Origin of the sequence: Pseudomonas sp. GD04091 (genome assembly GCF_029836165.1) — a bacterium.
GTDB lineage: Bacteria > Pseudomonadota > Gammaproteobacteria > Pseudomonadales > Pseudomonadaceae > Aquipseudomonas.
Genome location: NZ_JAOEBG010000007.1, coordinates 162,763 through 178,329, shown reverse-complemented (window position 1 = coordinate 178,329; position 15,567 = coordinate 162,763). Strand labels below are relative to the sequence as shown.

Sequence of the window (15,567 nt, the reverse complement as noted above, 5' to 3'; positions counted from 1 at the left end):
ACGGACGTCTTTTTTTGTGCCTGGAAGCAAGTAAATACGCGGCCTCCAGCGCTTTTGCGGTCTTTCAAAAGTTTTTGAGTTCCAGCCATTCGGGTATTCCAGGCGGTATTCCAGCTCACCCGGTGCTAATCTTTGGAATACCGAATCAGTGCTTGAGGACAATCTCATGCCTGCTCAAAACCTCCGCCTCTCCAATCGACAGCTCAAGGGAGTCAAACCCGCGTCCAAGGATTATGTCCTCACTGACGGTGACGGTTTGCAGCTCCGCGTACGCAGCAACGGCTCGTTGCTGTGGAATTTCAACTATCGCGAACCGGTGACCAAGAAGCGCATCAACATCGGCTTCGGGACCTATCCCGAACTGTCGCTGGCGAATGCACGTAAGATGGCAGTCGATGCACGCGAGCTGCTCGCACAGGGCATCGATCCGAAGGTGCAGCGCAACACGCTGAATGAAGCCAAGCGCGCAGAAACGGAACACACCTTCGAGAACGTGGCCACCGCTTGGTTCGAGCTCAAGAAAGACTCGGTCACCCCAGCCTACGCCGAGGACATCTGGCGGTCGCTCACGCTGCATGTGTTCCCCGACTTGAGAACGACACCACTGGTGAAAATCACCGCGCCAATGGTGATCGCATTGCTTCGCCCAATCGAAGCGAAAGGCAGCCTGGAGACGGTCAAGCGTCTTAGCCAGCGGCTAAACGAGATCATGACCTACGGAGTAAACTCCGGCCTGATCTTCGCCAACCCGCTCACCGGCATCAGGGCAGTATTCAAGAAGCCCAAGAAAGAAAACATGGCTGCACTTCCGCCCGAAGAGCTCCCGGAGCTCATGCTGGAGATCGCGAACGCCAGCATCAAACGCACCACCCGCTGCCTGATTGAATGGCAGTTGCACACGATGACTCGCCCCGCCGAGGCGGCGACCACTCGCTGGGCAGACATCGATTTTGAAAGGCGTGTCTGGACTATCCCACCGGAGCGGATGAAGAAGCGCCGCCCTCACAGCATCCCGTTGAGTGATCACGCTGTCGCGCTGCTGGAATCACTGAAGACTCACAGCGGCCATCGCGAATACGTCTTTCCGGCTGACAGAAATCCGCGTACCCATGCCAACAGCCAGACCGCCAACATGGCGTTGAAACGCATGGGCTTCCAGGATCGGTTGGTCAGTCACGGCATGCGCTCGATGGCCAGCACCATCTTGAATGAGCATGGCTGGGACCCGGAACTCATTGAGGTCGCACTGGCGCATGTCGACAAGGATGAGGTGCGCAGCGCCTACAACCGAGCCGACTACATTGAACGTCGGCGACCGATGATGGCTTGGTGGAGTGAGTACATACAGAAAGCCGCGACCGGTAGCTTGCTTGCCTCAGCGTATGGCCAAGTCAGAGACAAGAACGTGGTGCCGATCCGCTAGCGCTATACAGGCGCAGTAACGGCGGCGACAGCAACTGAACGTTCAAGATTCAGGGAAAGCAGCCTCGTTTATCCGCTTGTCAGCGCGGGTCCATCCAAACAGGGCTGCAAAGCCGCCCTGTTTGGATGGACCTCACTTTGAAGACCTAAAAGCCACGATGTTGTCCGGGATTTACCACCGAATTCCACCAATGTATAACCGCTTTTCACGTCCCCAAGAGCGCTGAATTTCGGCCCTTGACCGGGTTTATCCACAGGCGTAGAACTGGTCGTGCAAAGGCTGTCGATGACAGCACCCCAGGTGACCCGAACCTTAAAGGTCACGCCGCTCCTGCGGTGGTTCTCCCCAAGGGCGATTCGCATCCGGCAGCTCGCCCGGTCACTACCCATGTGATGGATGCTCTTACACATATGGCGCTCGTGCGCCAGCTACACCGTACCTCGCTGCCCTGCAGCAACCTATCCGATTGGCCGAATCTTGTGCCGACCTGTGCCCGTCTCTTTCTTCGGAAAGAGACGGGCACTTCTACCACTGCTGCAACCCTGATCGCACAAGGCTTTGCGGCATTCCCCCTCGTGACAATCGGCGTGACAAACGCCGATGTCACCAGCAACAGCGCTGTAGATGATGGTGCCGCAGACCAAGGAATGGACTGCACCTGACTGACAGTCAGGTATGCCCCGGTCATCGCATTGCTCCCGGCTCAGGATCTCGCGGCACTGGTCTCGTCAGCCAATGCAGCCTCCACCCGCCCACCGGTAACGGTGCTCAGGAGGCCAGATCATGAGATGTCCTCGCTCCCGGACGTAAGGAGCCGCCAGTCCCGCGAAGAGGACATTCCCCACAGGTCGCAGGGGCCTTGATCCCTGATAACACTCAGCATTCTTGGCGGGATGACGTGGGGCGAGGACTGGAGAGCAGAAGATGAGGTGATTCATATGGCATTGGTAGGTAGACGCGATGGTCGTAATTTCGGCTACGGCAGGCAATTGAGCTATGCAGGGCCGCAGGCGCTGAAAGACATGTTTTGCGGTGGCCACTACGGCACAGTCAAGGCGCACTGTGACCGGTGGCTGGCTTTCGTGAAGTGGTGCCGCTCCGACCAGGGGCCCGATATCAATGATGCGCGGCAGATTGATCGAAAGGTGTTGGCCGACTACGCGGCGTATCTGCGCGACATGGTTAGGCGCGGTGATCTCGCCGTCAGCACCGCACAAAACCGGCTATCCAGCGTTAACAGGACAATGGCTGCGCTTCGCGGTGATCAGTGCGTGAAATTGCCCAGCCCGAGCAAGGCACTGGGCATGCAGCGCACCGGGGTTCGCCACTCGGTGCCGCAAGGCCAAGACCGCGAACAGGTTCAGCAGATCGCCAATGCGCTTTGCCGCCATCATCAGCAACGTTCCGCCGCGATCATTCTGTTGGCGCGAGCCACCGGCATGCGCTTGCGTGAGGCCATCTTGGCTGACTTGCCGCGGATGATCAGTGAAGCTAAAGATTTCGGCAGGATCAACATACAGGACGGCACCAAAGGCGGTCGTTTCGGTGCCTCTGCACCCCGTTGGATTGTGGTAGATCATCATATTCGAAAAGCTCTGAGGGTTGCCGAACAGGTTTCGCCCGATGGTTGCCGCAACCTGCTGGCACCGAACGAAAGCTACCTCGATTTCGTGCAGGGGATCGTCCGTCCCGCACGAGATATCCTCCATACGCACAACCTCAAAGGCTTCCACGAATTGCGGGCAGCCTATGCTTGCGAACGCTATGAGCAAATCACCCATCATCTCGCGCCCATCAACGGTGGCAGATGCTGGCGCCTCAATCCACGCCTTGATCGAGAGGCACGCTTACAAATCAGCTATGAGCTCGGACACGGCCGTATCGACGTTGTATCGGCGTACATCGGTGGCCGAGCATGAGCAAGCCATTCGATATGGAGCTGTTCCTAGCGGGTGTCCTGACCGGATCGTACACCACCCGCCAACGCCACCTACGTCAGGCGAAGGCTATCCAAACAGCGATCGCTGAGCGCTGGCAACGCGACAATCCATGGACTTGGCAGAGAAAACACCTTGCGTGGGTTTTGAATAACTACCTAAACCAGCACACTGAATCGACGCGCTATTACTATTTGCTGACCATGCAATTACTCACTCATCGTTTAGGAAAAACCTGGCAGTTCAACCGCTAAACGAAGGTCAGAAGACAGCCAAAAGCAGGCTTTCTCTAATGCAAGCTAACACTCCTAATTGGCTTCTACCGAAGCCTAGGTAGTGCTAGAAGCAATCAAAAAACTCATCATCAACGGAGCCGAGCTAGCAAAACTCTACTGGGCTCCTCCCTAGCCGCCTCCGTACCAGCGATGACCGCATTATTTCTCGGATCAACCATTCCGGGACTGTCCCGGTGCTGTGTGCCGGCACGTCTAGACGACGATAATTACGAGATGGCCCTAGGCGAACCCAACCCTGCTACCACATTTTTTATTTTTCCCTCGATGCAGTTGGCATGAATGCGGTTAACTTACCGCTGCACATAGTCCGCAAGGAACGCCCTACGATGCCTGTCGAAATCACCTCTGTTGTTGGCTCCAAAGAGACCGGGGCAAAGCTCCAACAGCTCATAGTTCAGTGCCAGTCATTTGCTTGGGCCAGCGCATGGATTACACCCAATGAAGCGTTTCAGGCGGCGATTAAAGCCAAGGCGAAGCTTGAGAGCCTCGTCATCGGCACTCACATGTACATCACTGATCCAGCCTGCTTGCAGATGTGCGTCGACATCCCCCAGGCCAAGGTTCTGCTGCCCGACTCCGGTCCTCTGTTTCACGCCAAGCTTTACGCCTTCCGTCATGAGAAGAAGGTCACCATTTACGTGGGCAGCGCCAACTGCACCAATGCTGGCTTGAACAAAAACATCGAGGCCGGCGTCTTCCTCAGCGGTGACCATCTCAACCCCAACCTCCAATCGTTCTTCACGTTCATCAAGCAGCAGGCGGCCCGAGCCTTAGACATAAACGATCCGCTCATTGAGTCCTACACGGCCAACAAAAAGCTCAACCAGGACGCTCTTGATGGCCTCGACAACTTCACTTGGGTCAAAAAACCCAGACACATTGCCTCCTCCTCACTCCTCAATGATCTAAATGGGACGGAGTGGAAGCAGTTTGTTCAGCTAGTGAGGAAGGACGATGCCAAGGATATGCGACTTGAGCTCCTCGCCAGGGCGAGACAACTGTTCGCAAGCGTCCGCACCCTTCAGGATTTCACCGTCACGGAGCAACAGTGCGTAACAGGACTTCTGCAGCCTACCGAGCTTAATGGCGTGGACTGGGGATACTTTGGCCAGATGAGCGCCCACGGCAGCTTCAAGAGAGTACTCAGAGAACACGCCCCTCTCCTATCACAAGCCCTCGATAAAATCCCGCTAGTGGGCCCTGTCAAACGCCGGCACTACGAGGCATTCGTAGAAATTTTTCAGCGTATCCCTACGGCTAGGGCCACGTGGATTGGCTTTGGCACCCGCCTGCTGGCGATTAAAAGACCGGACTACTTCGTCTGTATCTGCAATCCCAATAAGCGGCAACTGGCTGATGTGTTCGCAACGTCTTTTTCGACATTCAACCTGCACAACTACTGGGATCGAGTCGTGGCGCCGATGCAGCTGATGCCTTGGTGGCAGGAAGAAATGCCCAGCGAAGGGTTCGAGCAGCAGCTTTGGATGGGTAGAGCCGCGATGCTAGATGCCATTTGCTACGATCCCTCAATGCGCTAAAGCACGCCAGCTGTCGCGAGTGACTGGCATACTTAGTTTCCAGCGAAAATTACCGAGCATACGTTCATGGTGCTATTCAATACACCCGAGTTTTACATTCAAAAAATTTATGACACCGTAAACTCCTGCTATAGCAATGATATGCAAGGAGTTGGCACGCACGTATTTGGCTTTTTCAGTGGTCAAGAATATTCTGGGGGGCGAGTAGACGTTTCGCCACATCACGCCCAGATAATTTTTCAAGAACCCATCATCAGTTATTTTCTGGCTGAATCAGAAGTTTTTGTAAAATGGGTAGCGGTAATATATTCGTACTTTCGGAGCTTGGGTGCGATGCCAGAGGTGGCACGCGACACATGGAGCAGCGCCACTGCAATAATTCGTTTGGCTAGGATTAAAAATGAGCCGACAGTTGTTGACGCCATGTGTCAGCTAGTAGCCTGGGATTACTTTTATGGGCAAGAGCACTACCCAGAATATTTAGATAACTTGAAAGGAATCCACTTGAAGCACGGGCGCTCCAAAAGACTAAGAGACCTATTTCTTTGCACCGTATCTAACATGGGGCAGCCTGACTTCCTTCCTTCTATTAAACGAACCTATAAAAACCGTCGGCATTACACTGGAGCAAATGCTGCCTTAACTCTTATACATTATTACTGCCACATCAAATCGGAACATGGCGTCTTAAGTGAATTAAAGCGTTATTTGAGCGGCACTCAAATGCGCGAAAGAGTTCAAAAAGGTAATTGCGAATTCTTGAAGCCTTTATTAGGGAAACTCTACGAAGAGAATAATTATAATGCTCTATTTTCTTTAGTGTCCTCGTTTAAGAACTTGACAGGACCAGGTGTTTCTAGCGTAGGTCATGGCTACCTACTGCCAAACGGTAATAAACTTATGATTTTGTCAAGTTCAGGCCAAGTCGTATTTGAAGAGACCGGAAACTACGAGCGTTACCGCGAGTTAATAAACGCGTGCAACCGGGGAACCAACACATATGTTACTCTTCTTGGGGAGTTCGATGACAATGGTGTATTCATCGATACTGACCGAGGCGGAGCCCCGCCCGTTGACGATGATTTGAGTGAGCTTAGAGGAGCTGTAATTGCTCACTTTGGTCTGAATGACTCTTTGTATGGAGAATTTCACTCTCTCACGATTCTCCCTTCTCATAATTTCCCTTTGCAATCAGCCTTATTCAGCCTAGGAAACAATGCTCCACTCATATCCGTCAGCCACCAAGAAGTCTTGGATGACCCGGACGACAAACGTTTCGTTTTCTTTCTTTCAACCCACACACACACTTATACGTTAGAACATGAATTTATTGTTGCGGAATTTGGCAAAAAGGCAGAGATCTATGTAGACCCTCAAGAAGATTTCTTTATAAATATTCTTGCATCAGAGCAACACGACGTAATATATATATCGGCGCATGGTGAGTACAACCACTGGGGCAAGGCTATTGAAGATGAAATCTTCTTCAATGAAGGCTCAACGGTTAATGTCGGAAAGCTATGGTTGTGCCGACATAGCAAAAGTACAAACAGGAACATAATATTGAATATTTGCGATGGAGCGGCAACGGAGATAAGTTGCAACCCTTACTCAAGGGGCATTGCTGCCTCATTAGCTGCTGGCAATCAAACCATAATATCCCATATGTGGCCAGTGAACCCGCTTTATGCTGCATGCTTCGGCATGTTGGCAATATATTTTTCTCGGCGAAACACACCTATAAATGCTGCCAGAATGATCTACGAGGCATTGGACCAAGAAAACAATTCAATTATTGCCAACGCTAAACGTTTAGCCCAGTCCTTCGACACCCTAGAAAAGTGCCTCAAAGATAAAGAATTTTATATGCGTCAGTTCAAAAATTTGGGGAGTATCTCAGTATACTCCTAAGAGGCAGTCAGCACGCAGGAGCTGAGGGAATTCAGCTCCTTACGGTCGAGGTAGCATACCTAGCTAGTTCAAGGGGAAAGGTAACTAGACTATTGATCTTTGCACTGCAGAAAGAGAACGCTCCCGAGACGTACTATTGGGCGGTCAAGGCCTACAACTACATATATTGCTCAAAATGGAAGCGATAGACCTGACGCATACCTCCTGCACATCGCTGCTGTTCAGCTGGCATGGTATCGCTGGTGCACACTAGGCCCCATCGACTGCCTGATTTGCTCAATCGGCGCGAATGTCAGCTTTTGAAGCTGAACAGGGACTTGGCGATTGCCCCCGAGCGTGACTCCAGGTGAGGCCATCGCAGAAAAAACCGGTTGGGCGCAGTTTATCGCATAGCGAGTGCCCCACCACATGTGGTGGCGCGCTAGGGCGACTCAATCACCCTTGTTGCGCGACCAGATCAGTTTGTGCCCGCTATCCTCATACGTGGCTAAGTGAGCAAGAACGTTAGTTTGCCCAAGGTTGCCAAATCAGTGCTTCTATCAGCCTCGGCCCAGGGCATGAGCCTATGATTTGACCTTGGGCTTACCGGCAGTAAGGTCGAGCACTACAACATCAATCATTGCACGCCGTGCTTCTGGAATTAGTTCGATCAACAGCTTGCGCATCTCATCGGCTGACGTCGGCGCGTTGACTCCTTCTGGAGGTGCCTGCAGCCGCCTCCCCGACTTGGACGGCAAATCGCCGAACCAAAACACACAATAGATTCCGCGTTGCTCTGATCGCCAGTCGATTAGATATTTGAGATCAAGCTGCTCGGTAGCCGCCTGCCATACTTCGGGGTGCCACTGCCCCTTAACCTCCATCGGAAGCTGCAGCTGACTGCATGCAAAGGCGAGGTCCGCTCGCTTCGTATTGGGCATATCGGCTTCGGTAATGCGCTGGATACCATATCGCTGTAGTTCAGGCCCGATCAGCGCGGCTAAACGGTCGCGGCAGCGATTCTCGTCGTAGGGCACGCCGGATTCGCCCCAGAAATCACGAACCTGATCTAGGTCGTCACCGCTCAGAATCTTTTGCGCGATCGCAAGCTCTTCGAGTACGAGGGACTTTAGGTCGTCCGCGTTGGACGGTGGCCTTTCGGTCAACAAGGCGGCCAAATTGCTGGGAAGAAGTGGTGCGAAGTCTTCCTCTGCGCGCTTCTGGCGTTGCTCTGCCGCCATGTGTCGAATTTGGTCGCTATAGGTGTCAGACGGCTCAGTAACTAGTGCCTTCATCGCCTCGCTAGCTTCGGCACTGGTATCGTCGGCGATGCGGTTGATCATCGCGCGCAGGAAGTCTGTCGCATGATAGGAATTTTTATCGCCGGAGCCACTGCCATGAAGAACCGTATAAGGCCATTGCGCACGAAACTGCGAAACAATCCATTTCGCCTGCGCAATGCTGACACGAAGCATGGCTCCATGGCCGCCCAACTGAAAGCGATCGCGCAGAGCCCAAATGAACTCCGGATGATCGACACCGATACCTGAGAGGTCGGGGAGCACCATAGCAAAACGGGCCAAAACGTCGACTGCAAGCCAGGTGTATAGGTGCTCGATATTGCGAAAGACCATGCTATGGCGTGCTGCGGCGACCGATGCCAAGGATGCAAGTGCGCCTGAATGCGTTAGGCAATCGACTAGTTGCTCTTCTACATTCAAGGGGACACTGGGAAAATTAACGAGCCATTCTGAAGCGAGCGCAGCTCCAGTCGGCTGCCAGTGCTCGTCATGCGCCAGCATGTAGAGCCCGGATACGTGCGAATTGCCTGCAGCGAGCGACGGCTCAATCCACAGCCGCGCAAAATTCTCTCGATCCCAGGCTGTCAAAATGACGACCTGCTCAAGCGCATCACGGAGTAGCGGCAGATCGTCACTCTCATACATGTCAGAAGAATCGTGGCATAGCAACAACCCGGTCGTTCGGACTTCGACTGAGAGATCAGCAAATCCTCGACCAGCCCGCTGCCGTGCCAGCAGGCCGGCCATGATAGCGAAGCCGTAGTTCCAGCGCCTGCTGTCGGCGAAACTTTGGGCAACTTCCGCTGAAGTGGGGATATCGCTGCGATGAAGGACGGCTTCGAAGCCGGCCATCGCGTCGTTCCCGAGCTCTGAACCAAACCACTCAATCAACCGGTCGATTGGTGGTTGTTCGCGGTCTAGGTCATGAAATACTCCGAGATAAACTTTTGCTGGAGCAAGAGTCACCCCCAGCTCACCAGCACGAAGCTCGGCCCTTTTCGCTGCGTACAGGCGGCGACGCGTCTCGAAGTCGATACGTTTCTTCCTTTCTTGCTTTGCCGCATTGCGCTCTTGCTTGAGCTGCCACCCTGGCTTCTTGGGGTTTTGAAGCTTGTGCACAAAAGCCTCAAGTTGCCCATCGCCAGCTTGAAACTGGCGGCTAGCTTCGCGCAGAGCGGGATCGAATCCATCGCGACCGATACCGAAGCACATGAGATCTTGCCAGTCTTCACGCAGCCCCTGGTCCTTGTTGTCAGCCCCAGAAAGCCTCTCCAGAAACCAAGTGACATCCTTTGGGCGCCCAGCTAGCCCAACAAAACGCTCGTTGAGATCTATTTGCGACATCCAGATAGTGGGTCGAGGTCGGGCCTCGTAAAGAGCATACAGCTGAACCGAACGGCGCAAGGCGTCATGTTCTTCGAGCCGCAATTTAAGCGACTCCGTCGCCGTACGGCTGGAGGTGTTGGTGCGCTTAAACGTCCCGAGCCAGCCCCAAAGCGCCGCAGCGTCACAAGGTGACACCTTCTTCTCGTCGATCGCGCGTACCATAAGCAACGCTACAATCTCGGCCAGATCGTTCCGACCCTGCCAGTCGGAATCGTCCACCAGCGAAACATGGTCTGCGAGAAGGCTGATTATGTTGGTCAGTCGGGTCGCGGAGATCATATCGACGATACGTCCGTAATGACGGTAAGTGTGGACCCGTTCAACTCCGGCTGACGGCAGAGGACAGATTGTGAGCCCCATCTCGGCCAAAAGCGTTTCTACCAGGAGCTCATCTGGGACATCGCAATCGAACTCTTGGATCAGGTTGCGGGCGAGCCGAGTGGAGTCTGCAGTACCCTGGAGGCGCAGATTGGCAATCGTCTGCTGCCACCAAGCTCGGTCGCGGTAGGGCATGAGTGCTGTGGCCGCGTCTTGACGTTCACGATAGAAACGCTCTGTAGAAAGTGTCACGGCCTCCAGAGTGTCTGCGAGGTCACGCGCGAGCTGCACGTCTTTGAGGCCCGCAATCAGCACGGCGCGCAAGTGGCCATTGCTTTCGGTCGAGCTGATTATTGCTTCGATCTTGGTGCGGAGACTGGGATTCATCAGGCCCTTGGCCGAATGGCTATCCCAGTCTTGCGCTCCAAAATAAGGATCAATTTCAGCGAGAGATTTGAGTGCTCCAAGCAAGCAATCAGCGTGCTCAGAGGTCAGATTGACCGTCTCGCCATAGCGCAGTACGCCGAACGGATCAACTGCGATGACCGCAGGAGCCATCGCAGTGCTGTGAAATGCAAGCCAGGCATGCAGGCCGCGCAAACTGACTGGAACCGCACCGGCGCCATGAAATTGGGCCAGCAAGCGGCGCTGTGCACGCTTTGTTTCCGCCTGCTGTGCTAGCCAGCGAGCGCCGAGGAACTCTGCAATAACCCGGTGAATCGGTTTTGCCCGTCCAACGCCGACGCTCTGGAACAGCTTCGACGCGATTATTGCTCGCGCAGCACCTGCTTCGGGGAGCTGTTCGAGGTCAACAAGGCGAGCATCGTTATCCTGGGACTGCGCAGGGCCAAAAAGGTTAACGGCCTCTGCGCCGGCAAGTAGCAATCCGGCCATGATTGCTCCTGCTGCTGACAGTGCCTGATTAGCAGTAATTCTGCCTAAGCCAAGATCGTTGCGATTACTATCATGTTCCGGCCATATCAAGGTGCAGACGCGCTCAAATAGAGCGGCGCGCGTCGCCGGTAACTGGGCGTCGTGCTCAGCCACTTGCCCCATCAATCCGAGGGTAAGCGGGTTGCCATACAGGTCGGCGATACCATGCGCTTCGAGATGAGAAATTACGTGTGCCACATCCACCGTCGGATAACGCTGCTGCAAGAACGAACTTGCCTCGGCTCGGCTCAGGGCCTCGAGCGAGAAGATGATGGGCTCGACCCCATAGATTTGGCGTAGACGAGTCGCGCTGCGTGACTGCCATTCGCGGGCACGGCACGACAGAATGAACTCAGGTGAACCAGCATCCTCCAGTTGCTCAAGTATCAAAACAACAGCATCGCCCTCATGGCGCGCTACGGCTTCATCCAGGGCGTCGATTAGCAGCGGTTTGCCGGCAACCACAAACCGCGATGGGTCTTTACTATGCATGAAGCGGGTTGCGTCAACCGGTTGAACATCGAGTCTGCGTCCAAGCTCCCGGATTAGCTCGCTTTTGCCCATGCCGGGTTCACCTAGTACGACCTTCGGCCCAGCTATTGTCAAAATTTCAGTGTCACCGACTATTTGCATCTGCCCTTGCTCGTCGGGTTTACGAAGAAATCGCGAGAAATAGCTTATGGCTGGCATTTCGAGGACGCCTCCTTGCTTGCCGCACGTAATGTCAGCATTGACTGGTGACTGGTGACTGGGTCATATCGTTTCAGTCGGAGTCTTAATCTCCGGATCGTGTCAAGCGGTGCATCAAGTCACCTTACCATTGAGACTCTTCAGCAGCAGATATCCTCTCGCATAGCAACAATCAAAAGGGCCCAAAAATTCCCGATTTGATTCCACAAAAAGCCATAACTAGCTGATTTTTTTATAGATACCCTTTGAGGTACGTCAAAAATCCACCAAATTCCAGACCCGCGAAAATCGGGGCCTTACAGCCAACAACCGTTCGTCTGGTGCCAGATCATGAGATGCCCTTACTCCCGGTCGCAAGGAGTCGCCAGTCCCGCGTTAGAGGACATCCCCATAGGTCGCAGGGGCCTTAGTCCCTGATAACACTCAGCATTCTTGGCGGGATGACGTGGGGCGAGGATCGGAGAGCGAGAGATGAGGTGACCGTCATGGCATTTGTGGGTTCATACCGGCAGCCAGCCCTACATCCATGCCTCACAGAGCGTCTCAGCCTGCGCCAGCACTAGTTGTGCCGCCTCCTCCTGCTGATCCGGCGGATACTTATATTTACGCAGGATGCGCTTGACCAGAAGCCGCAGCTTGGCCCGCACACTGTCACGATTACTCCAGTCTACGGTTACGTTCTGGCGCAGGCTATCGGTCAGCTCATGGGCGATCTTGGCTAGGATCTCATCGCCCAGCTCTCGCACCGAGGCCTCGTTGTTGGCCAGCGCATCGTAGAAAGCCAACTCGTCATCATTCAGGCCCAGCGCATCTCCACGCTTGCTCGCTGCAGCAAATTTCTTGGCCATCTCGATCAGCTCTTCGATGACCTGGGCGGTCTCGATGGAGCGGTTCTGGTAGCGCTTGATCACGCTATCGAGCAGCTCGGAGAACTTCTTCACCTGGGCCAGGTTGCTGGCGAACTTGCTCTTGATCTCACCCTCCAGCAGGCGCTCCAGTAGCTCAACCGCCAGGTTTTTCTCCGGTAGGTTGCGCACCTCGGCAAGAAACTCGTCATCGAGCAGGCCGATGTTGGGCTTGTCCAGACCGACCGCCTCGAACACATCCACCACCTCGCCGGAGACTACGGCATTGCCGATGATCTGGCGGATCGCCAGCTCACGTTCTTCGTCGGTTTTCTTTTGGGCGCTAATGTCACGCTTGGTCAGCAGCACCTTGATGGCCTGTAGGAAAGCGACTTCCTCCCGAACGACTTTGGCCTCGTCCAGGGTGCAGCACAGGGTAAAGGCCTTGCTCATGGCCAGGGCATTGTCGGCAAATCGCTTCTTGCCATCCTCCAGCCCCAGCACATGGTTGGCGGCACCAGCCAGTAGCTTGTGCCCGCCAGTCAGGAAGTCGCCGTAATCGAAGCCATACAGCAGGCTACGTAGCACATCGAGCTTTTCCTCCAGCACCGCATAGGCTTCATGGGCATCGACGGTGGGCCGCCCCCTGCCATTGCTGGCGGTGTATTCCTTGAGCGCCGCCTTCAGCTCGTTGGCAATGCCGATGTAATCCACTACCAGACCGCCCTGCTTGTCCTTGAACACCCGGTTCACCCGGGCGATGGCCTGCATCAGGTTGTGGCCCTTCATCGGCTTGTCGACGTACAGGGTATGCACGCAGGGCGCATCGAAACCGGTCAGCCACATGTCGCGGACGATCACCAATTGCAGCGGATCGGCAGGGTCCTTGAAACGCTTCTCCAAGCGCTTCTTCACCTGCCCCGGGTAAATATGCGGGCGCAGCAGTGCCTTGTCCGATGCGCTACCGGTCATGACGATCTTCACCGCGCCCTTCTCCGGATTCTCATCGTGCCATTCGGGGCGCAGGGCGATGATCTCGTTGTACAGGTGCACGCAGATCTCACGACTCATGGCCACCACCATGGCCTTGCCGTTTTGCGCCTGGTCGCGTTCCTCGAAGTGCGCCACCAAATCGGCCGCCACGCTCTTGATACGCGGCTCGGCCCCCACGATTTTTTCCAACGCGGCCCAGCGCGACTTCAAGCGTGACTGCTGATCCTCCTCCTCATCCTCGGCCAGCTCGTCGACCTCGTCGTCGATATGCGCCAGCTCCGAGTCTTTGAGCGACAGCTTGGCCAGCCGCGACTCGTAGTAGATGGCCACGGTGGCGCCATCTTCCTTGGCCTGCTGCATGTCGTAGACGTGGATGTAGTCGCCGAACACCGCACGGGTATCACGATCTTCGCTGGACACCGGCGTACCGGTAAAGGCCACGAAGGTAGCGTTAGGCAGAGCGTCGCGCAGGTGCTGGGCATAACCCACCTGATAGCGAGCACTGGCATCGGCCACCTTCAAGTCCGGCACCTTCAGCGAAGCACTGAAGCCGTATTGGGTGCGGTGCGCCTCGTCGGCCACCACCACGATATTCGAGCGCATGGACAACACCGGGAAACTGTCTTCATCCTCGCCCGGCATGAACTTCTGGATGGTGGCGAAGACAATGCCGCCACTGGGGCGGTTGGCCAGTTTCTCGCGCAGATCGCCGCGGGTAAGCGCCTGTACTGGCTGTTCACGCAGCAGATCCTGCGACAGCGAGAACACGCCAAACAGTTGGCCATCCAGGTCGTTGCGGTCGGTGATGACTACGATGGTCGGGTTCTCCATCGCCGCTTCCTGCATCACTCGGGCGGCGAAGCAGGTCATGGTGATGCTCTTGCCCGAGCCCTGGGTATGCCAGACCACCCCGCCCTTGTGCGTGCCGCCGGGGCGCGAGGCGATCACCGCTTGCTGGATCGCCGCACGCACGGCATGGAACTGGTGATAGCCGGCAATCTTCTTCACCAGCCGCCCATCATCCTCGAACAGCACAAAGTAACGCAGATAATCCAGCAAAAGCACCGGCTGCAGCACCCCACGAACCAGCGTCTCAAGCTCGTTGAACTCACCCAGCGGATCGATCGTAGTCCCATCGATGGTGCGCCAGCGGGCGAAGCGCTCGATATCCGCAGACAGCGAGCCCAGGCGCGCCTCGCTTCCATCGCTGATCACCAGAATCTCGTTGTAATGAAAGACGTCCGGGATCTGCTCCTTGTAGGTCTGGAGCTGGTCGAAGGCCTTGACCAGGTCGGCATTCACACCCGCCGGGTTCTTTAGCTCCAGAAGCACCAACGGCAGGCCGTTGACGAATAGGATGATGTCCGGCCGACGTGTGTGCTTCGGCCCCTGAATGCTGAACTGATTGACCGCCAGCCACTCGTTGGCCTGCACATCCACCCAGTCGATCAGGCGCACGAAATCGCCGCGGGTCTCTCCGTCCTTCTGGTACTGCACCGGCACACCGCCGACCAGCAGACGATGAAGCAGGCGATTGGCCGACAGCTGCACCGGCACGCCCAGCTCCAGCACCTGGCGTAAGGCGTCCTCACGCGCCGACAGTGGGATCTGCGGGTTGAGCCGGGAAATGGCCGTGCGCAGGCGCATGGTCAACAGCACGTCGCGATAGCTCCCGCGCTCGGGGTTATCGCCGTCGTGGGCGATGTCCGGCCCATAGAGGTGCGCGTAACCCAGCTCAGTGAGCCAGCCGAGGGTTTCCTGTTCCAGTTGGTCTTCGGTCATATCCGTCCTTAACGAGCCTTACCTGGCATCTCTGCAAGCTCAATGCGATCCACTTAGTCGATTACAGTTGCGATAACGGGCTATCTACACCCGGCTCAACCTTGTAATGCAGCTGCCCGCCCTCTGATACGGCTCGCAAACCTTCAACGAAATCTTCGTAGCTGAAGCTTTGGTGAAACGTGACGAAACGCACTCGACCGTCCAGCACCAACTGATCGAACGCGTTCTTCCAAGT

General features: G+C 55.4%; 7 protein-coding genes and 1 pseudogene. 5 read left to right on the top strand and 3 right to left on the bottom strand.

The window, feature by feature from the left end; genetic code table 11:
- Positions 1-166 precede the first annotated feature (166 nt).
- The 5 genes from N7422_RS11710 (at position 167) to N7422_RS11690 (ending at position 7,105) form a co-directional block, all read left to right on the top strand.
- On the top strand, positions 167-1,423 hold the full coding sequence (locus tag N7422_RS11710; RefSeq protein WP_279806685.1) for an integrase domain-containing protein: 1,257 nt from the start codon (positions 167-169) through the stop codon (positions 1,421-1,423).
- Between the two features lie 938 nt (positions 1,424-2,361).
- Positions 2,362-3,342 carry an integrase domain-containing protein gene (locus tag N7422_RS11705; RefSeq protein WP_279806684.1) on the top strand — a complete coding sequence of 327 codons (981 nt, stop codon included), beginning with the start codon at positions 2,362-2,364 and terminating at the stop codon, positions 3,340-3,342.
- Entirely contained in the window at positions 3,339-3,614 is a 276-nt protein-coding gene (locus N7422_RS11700; protein WP_279806683.1) for a hypothetical protein, read from the top strand. The genes N7422_RS11705 and N7422_RS11700 overlap by 4 nt, the downstream gene beginning before the upstream one ends.
- Positions 3,615-3,982: 368 nt before the next feature.
- The gene (locus tag N7422_RS11695; RefSeq protein WP_279806682.1) at positions 3,983-5,194 is read left to right on the top strand and encodes a phospholipase D family protein; all 1,212 of its coding nucleotides are present in this window, start codon (positions 3,983-3,985) and stop codon (positions 5,192-5,194) included.
- Positions 5,195-5,260: 66 nt separating this feature from the next.
- The gene (locus N7422_RS11690) at positions 5,261-7,105 is read left to right on the top strand and encodes a hypothetical protein (protein ID WP_279806681.1); all 1,845 of its coding nucleotides are present in this window, start codon (positions 5,261-5,263) and stop codon (positions 7,103-7,105) included.
- A gap of 563 nt (positions 7,106-7,668) precedes the next feature.
- Here the strand turns inward: N7422_RS11690 and N7422_RS11685 are convergent.
- From N7422_RS11685 to N7422_RS11675, 3 genes and pseudogenes are all read right to left on the bottom strand, one after another.
- The gene (locus N7422_RS11685; protein WP_279806680.1) at positions 7,669-11,712 is read right to left on the bottom strand and encodes a hypothetical protein; all 4,044 of its coding nucleotides are present in this window, start codon (positions 11,710-11,712) and stop codon (positions 7,669-7,671) included.
- Between the two features lie 518 nt (positions 11,713-12,230).
- Positions 12,231-15,332, bottom strand: coding sequence for a type I restriction endonuclease subunit R (locus N7422_RS11680; protein ID WP_279806679.1), 3,102 nt, complete (start codon positions 15,330-15,332; stop codon positions 12,231-12,233).
- An 85-nt stretch (positions 15,333-15,417) separates the two neighbouring features.
- Positions 15,418-15,552 (bottom strand): annotated as a pseudogene (locus N7422_RS11675) (ATPase); the annotation flags it as partial.
- Between the last annotated feature and the right edge of the window lie 15 nt (positions 15,553-15,567).

What these genes read in the sequence shown, in the direction of transcription:
- N7422_RS11710 (WP_279806685.1), top strand. Translation starts at nt 167, where the DNA reads ATGCCTGCTCAAAACCTCCGCCTCTCCAATCGACAGCTCAAGGGAGTC.
- N7422_RS11680 (WP_279806679.1), bottom strand. Translation starts at nt 15,332, where the DNA reads ATGACCGAAGACCAACTGGAACAGGAAACCCTCGGCTGGCTCACTGAG.
- N7422_RS11685 (WP_279806680.1), bottom strand. Translation starts at nt 11,712, where the DNA reads ATGCCAGCCATAAGCTATTTCTCGCGATTTCTTCGTAAACCCGACGAG.
- N7422_RS11690 (WP_279806681.1), top strand. Translation starts at nt 5,261, where the DNA reads ATGGTGCTATTCAATACACCCGAGTTTTACATTCAAAAAATTTATGAC.
- N7422_RS11700 (WP_279806683.1), top strand. Translation starts at nt 3,339, where the DNA reads ATGAGCAAGCCATTCGATATGGAGCTGTTCCTAGCGGGTGTCCTGACC.
- N7422_RS11695 (WP_279806682.1), top strand. Translation starts at nt 3,983, where the DNA reads ATGCCTGTCGAAATCACCTCTGTTGTTGGCTCCAAAGAGACCGGGGCA.
- N7422_RS11705 (WP_279806684.1), top strand. Translation starts at nt 2,362, where the DNA reads ATGGCATTGGTAGGTAGACGCGATGGTCGTAATTTCGGCTACGGCAGG.